Origin of the sequence: Anoxybacillus sp. (assembly GCF_036834105.1) — a bacterium.
Lineage (GTDB): Bacteria > Bacillota > Bacilli > Bacillales > Anoxybacillaceae > Anoxybacillus.
This window is the reverse complement of record NZ_DAITON010000149.1, coordinates 1-5,058: the sequence shown is the minus strand read 5'-3', so window position 1 is coordinate 5,058 and position 5,058 is coordinate 1. Positions and strand designations below refer to the sequence as shown.

8 protein-coding genes are annotated in these 5,058 nt (G+C 42.9%); all 8 read right to left on the bottom strand.

Features of this window, described 5'->3' with window-relative positions; all coding sequences use genetic code 11:
* Positions 1-87 precede the first annotated feature (87 nt).
* Positions 88-1,098 carry a ThiF family adenylyltransferase gene (locus tag V7Z64_RS11695; protein ID WP_219984984.1) on the bottom strand — a complete coding sequence of 337 codons (1,011 nt, stop codon included), beginning with the start codon at positions 1,096-1,098 and terminating at the stop codon, positions 88-90.
* A gap of 11 nt (positions 1,099-1,109) precedes the next feature.
* Entirely contained in the window at positions 1,110-1,589 is a 480-nt protein-coding gene (moaC, locus tag V7Z64_RS11690; protein WP_003394312.1) for a cyclic pyranopterin monophosphate synthase MoaC, read from the bottom strand.
* A 4-nt stretch (positions 1,590-1,593) separates the two neighbouring features.
* The gene (gene moaD, locus V7Z64_RS11685) at positions 1,594-1,827 is read right to left on the bottom strand and encodes a molybdopterin converting factor subunit 1 (protein ID WP_003394309.1); all 234 of its coding nucleotides are present in this window, start codon (positions 1,825-1,827) and stop codon (positions 1,594-1,596) included.
* Positions 1,824-2,279, bottom strand: coding sequence for a molybdenum cofactor biosynthesis protein MoaE (locus V7Z64_RS11680; protein ID WP_219984985.1), 456 nt, complete (start codon positions 2,277-2,279; stop codon positions 1,824-1,826). Before V7Z64_RS11680 ends, moaD begins: the two co-directional genes overlap by 4 nt.
* Entirely contained in the window at positions 2,260-2,763 is a 504-nt protein-coding gene (gene mobB / locus V7Z64_RS11675) for a molybdopterin-guanine dinucleotide biosynthesis protein B (RefSeq protein ID WP_219984986.1), read from the bottom strand. Before mobB ends, V7Z64_RS11680 begins: the two co-directional genes overlap by 20 nt.
* Complete coding sequence (locus V7Z64_RS11670; protein ID WP_003394301.1) at positions 2,754-4,007, bottom strand: molybdopterin molybdotransferase MoeA; 1,254 nt, start codon at positions 4,005-4,007, stop codon at positions 2,754-2,756. The genes mobB and V7Z64_RS11670 overlap by 10 nt, the downstream gene beginning before the upstream one ends.
* A gap of 152 nt (positions 4,008-4,159) precedes the next feature.
* The gene (locus V7Z64_RS11665) at positions 4,160-4,729 is read right to left on the bottom strand and encodes a molybdenum cofactor guanylyltransferase (protein WP_219984987.1); all 570 of its coding nucleotides are present in this window, start codon (positions 4,727-4,729) and stop codon (positions 4,160-4,162) included.
* Positions 4,726-5,058 (bottom strand): MogA/MoaB family molybdenum cofactor biosynthesis protein (locus V7Z64_RS11660; RefSeq protein WP_297991012.1); only part of this gene is annotated, 333 nt, incomplete at its 5' end. The genes V7Z64_RS11665 and V7Z64_RS11660, both read right to left, overlap by 4 nt.

The window sequence follows — 5,058 nt, the reverse complement described above, 5'->3', positions numbered from 1 at the left end:
TGTTTGTCTCTTTTTTATGGTAATTATTGTTATAAAAATTGCTCATCTACAGTTACTAATAAACTGAGACATACGTCTCCCTCCCTTTTAGGAGAAATATTTTTGATATAACGAACGGGCGAATGTCACATCTTTCGTTCCGTGTATAAGCATGCGACCATCAGCAAATAAAACAACACGATGTCCCTCTAATTGCGTTATCAACAAATATTCGTTTCCTTGTACGTGTTGACCGCTCGCTCTCATTTGCTCCATCATTTTAGTTATATGAAATGGGTGCACATGGCGAATCTGTACTGTATCTCGTCCACATAAGACGGACATTTTCGCCTTTTCGCTTTGCAAAGCTGGATATGTGCGATTGCTCCCACAAGACGGACAATGTTCGGTTTTTAATTGATCCACTCGTAAAAATCGATGTTCGTTTCGCCAAACGTCAAACATAACGAGCGAACGTCGGACCGCTGCAACATCCCCAACTAATATTTTTAACGCTTCCGCTGTTTGATAAGAGGCGACCATTTGTACAGCAGGAGAGACAATACCAATATTATCACAAGTGAAGTGATAAGAAGGCAAATGATTGATGAAACAACGAAAACACGCCGTTTGCTCTGGTATGATTGTAAACGAAAGGCCGTAGCTCCCGACACAAGCACCGTATATCCATGGAATGCGATATTTTTGTGATAAATCATTTAATAAAAAGCGCGTTTCGAAATTATCTGTTCCATCAATTATGATGTCAATCTGTTGCTCAAACAGAGAAGCAAATGATTCATCTTGTACGTCCATAACGAGCGCTTCCACATGGACGTCACGATTTACAGAAGAAAGACGACGTTTAGCAGCAATCGCCTTTGGCCACCCTTTTTCAGCATCTTCTTCACTATATAACGTTTGCCGCTGTAAATTCGTCCAATCGACATAATCGCGATCAACGATTGTCAGTCGCCCGACGCCTGCACGCACTAACATATCTGCATTCGCCGAACCGAGCGCTCCTGCCCCAACAACGAGAACATGTTTATGTCGAATCGTTTGTTGTCCTTCTTCACCAATTGGCGAAAATAATATTTGTCGCGAATATCGCTCCATTACAATCCCTCTTATCTTTTAAAAGTTCCGCTCTTTCCACCCGTTTTTTCCACTACGTACGTTGGACCAATGACAATTCCTTTATCAATAGCTTTACACATGTCATAAATTGTTAGCGCACAAACGGAAGCAGCTGTTAATGCCTCCATTTCTACTCCCGTACTTCCCTTTGTTTTAACAAATGCTTCAATTTGCAACTCATAGTTTGCTTCTTTCATTTGCCAAGTAAACGAAATGTCGACCCCTGTTAAAGAGAGAGGATGACACATCGGAATCAAGTCAGCCGTGCGTTTTGCCGCCATAATGCCTGCCACTTGGGCAACGGCGAGTACGTCCCCTTTTTTGACTTCTGAACGTGCAATTTTTTCATACACTTCTTTCGAAACGATGACACGAGATACCGCTCGAGCCGTTCGCATCGTTTCCTCCTTCTCAGAAATGTCAACCATTTTTGCCCGACCTTGTTCGTTAAAATGCGTAAACGTTCCCATGTTATCATCCTCCACTAACCGGTGGAATTAATGCAACAACATCACCGGCATAGATCATATTATCATCTGTTGCAAATTGTTCGTTAACTGCAATGAGAAGCGATGAAACTATTGGCAAATGGTATTCGTGCTGAAGTCGCTCACGAAGCTGTCGAACACTCATTTGTTGCTCGCTTAACACAATTTCCTCTTTACCAACCATTTCTTTTATATGCGCAAATAATAATACGCGAATCATTCTTCTTCCCCCTCTGGTGCCCCTTGATCATAGCGAACGGTTTCTTTTTGATTTCCAATCCACATTTCTCCGTCTTCCCAATGTTCTTTTTTCCAAATGGGGACTATCTCTTTGACCCGTTCAATGGCATAGCGATTCGCTTCATATGCATCTGCGCGATGAGGAGTGGAAACAGCAATCGCTACTGCGATATCGGTAACATCAAGCCGTCCAATACGATGTACAATAGCTACTTTGGCTTGCGGGAAACGGGCAACAATCTCTTCTCCAATTTGTCGCAGCTGTTTTTGCGCCATCGATTCATACGCTTCGTATTGTAAATATACTGTCTTTTTTCCATTTGTTAATTCTCTTACTGTTCCAAGAAACGTTACAATCGCACCTGCATTGCGGTCCATGACTGATTCAATTACGCTTGCTACATGAATAGGATCACGAACGATCGCGAACATGCTGTTCCTCCTTAACATAAGAAATGATATGATCTATATATACTTGCTCATCTTCAATGAAAAAAGAACCATCCATCCGTTGCCAGCTTATTGACATGAGCACGTTTTCTAAATGCAGCAAAGGTTCATCTTCTCGACTACGCAAACAAACGATTTTCGGATAGGATGCATGTTTAAATCCTTCAATAAGCAATACATCGAGCGGAAATGTTTTATAGAGAGAAATTAACTCATTGAGCGTCCAATTTCCTTTTGCGTGAAGAAAAAATGTACCGTCTCCTTCAACTGCACATACAGCCGCACCAGCCTGTGCATGACGTGTTGTGTCTTTTTCTTTCGGCAACGTCACTTTTCCTTCGTGACCGTGGTGTTTTAATGTTCCGACACGATATCCGATTTCACATAACCGTTGAATCACCTTTTCAATAAGCGTCGTTTTTCCGCTATTTTGATAACCAACAACTTGTAAAATAATCATCGCCAAATATCATCCCCCTCATCCTCGAATAAAAGCACATCGACGCGATCCCCTGCTTGAAACCCGCGCGTCCCTCCTGGCAAGACGAGCAGGGCGTTCGCCTGGACAAGCGACGAAACAATATTTGATTTATCTTTTCCTACGGGTTCGACGTATAGCAATCCATCGTGATGCGATGCTCTCGCCCGGACAAAACGGGTGAACGGGTTTGGTTTTAAAAAGTCTTTTTGCAACACCGCTTGCTCTCTTTTTAAATATCGCTTGGACTGTCCTAACATCGCTTTTATAAATGGACGGGCGAACAGCTCAAACCCGACATAGCACGCAGATGGGTTTCCAGATAGACCAAACAACATTTTGTTTTCAAATACCGCTGCAGATGTGACGCTCCCTGGACGCATCGCTACTTTATTGAACAACAGCTTAGCACCAAGATGTTCATACACTTGCGGAATATAGTCAAAATCCCCAACAGATACGCCTCCTGTTGTAATAACAACATCTGCTTCCCGCAACGCTTTTTGCACAACTTGTAACGTATATTCAAACGTGTCGGGCACTTTGCCAAATAAAATGGGTTCTCCACCTATGCGCCGAACTTGCGCTTGCAACATGTAGGCATTGCTGTTTCGAATTTTCCCTTTTTCAAGCGGTTCATAAACTTGAAGAAGCTCGCTTCCTGTTGAAATAATGGCGACTCTCGGTTTCTTCATTACAGGTACCCGATCGTATCCGAACGTGGCTAAAACCGCTACAATACCCGGGTGAATTACCGTCCCTTTTTCAACAACAACTTCCCCTTGCTTCATATCCTCCCCAATACGTACAATATTTTCACCTTCACTCACTTTCCTTTTTATCTCTACAAAACGTTTCCCCTCTTTGTCAATTTCTTTCGTCAATTCAACCATGATCACAGCGTTCGCCCCATTCGGAATGGCTGCGCCCGTCATAATTTTTACTGCTTGCTTTGGCGTCAGTGGGCCGTCCCAAACCGTTCCGGCACCAACTGTACCAACGACTTCTAATAATACAGGGTGGCTAGATGATGCTTCCGCTGTCGCCTCAGCTGAGAGAGCATAACCATCGTATGGTGAGCGATCAAACCAAGGAATCGGCATTGTCGCTTCAATATGCTGAGCTAAAATACGCCCATCACATTGTTCTAGCGAAACGTACTCTTCTCCCACTTGTTGACACCATGTCATTATTCGTTCAATTGCTTCGGCAACCGAAATTGGCTTACGCATATTCGTCCATCCCTTCTTAAGCCGTAATATTCTATCTTTACTATATCGCTTTTGCTTACAAAATCGTGTGATGTACGTCACAAAAATAAAAGTGCTGTGACGAAATTCACATTTTTTTCATAAATGTTGATAAAAAAAGAGGCGTATTGCCTCTAGCCAATCCATTTGTAATATTGTTCTTTTGTATTAATATTCATAAACGGCTGCTCTTCTTTCATTTCTATATGCTTCACTCGGCAAGAAGAAAGAAACGTGTACATGCGATACTCCCCTTGCTGAAGGCAATCGTAAATGAGCGATTTCACACGATGGTGATATATCGCAACAAGCGGTTGAGGTCGCCTGTTTACATATGGGACAATAGCATCAAATGCATCGTCTGCTTGCTGCTTTAACACAGTTACAATCGTTTCATGAATAAATGGGATATCACACGGCAATACGATATACCACGTCGCCCCGTAATGCTTCATCGCTGAATAAATCCCGGCTAACGGCCCTTTTCCTTTATGTTGCGAAACGTCCTCTATCCATTGCACATCTTTCAGTTGAATCTGTTTTTGAATATGCGGCTGAGCAACAACAACAACTTGATCAACTATCGGACGTAACGCCTCCACGCTATAAAAAAGGAAAGGTTTCCCACGACGCAATGCGAGCGCCTTTGGTTCTCCAAACCGTTTCGACTGTCCCCCTGCCAAAACGATCCCGATCGTTTTCATTGGCGACAAAGCTCCCAAACAAGATGACGAATTTCTGGTAAAATTAACTTTTCCATCGCCAAGCGCACCGCATTTGTCGATCCGGGCATACAAAAAACCATCATGTTGTTCATCGAGCCAGCAAGCGCCCGACTTAACATCGCTGCACTACCAATTTGTTCGTAACTTAAAAAACGAAACAGTTCACCGAATCCAACCATTTCTTTCTCAAGCAACGGTTGAATCGCTTCAATTGTCACATCGCGCTTTGTAAATCCCGTTCCTCCATTGATTAAAATCACATCGACTTGTTCCGTTATTTGGACCGCTTGCCGAATGGCAAATACGTC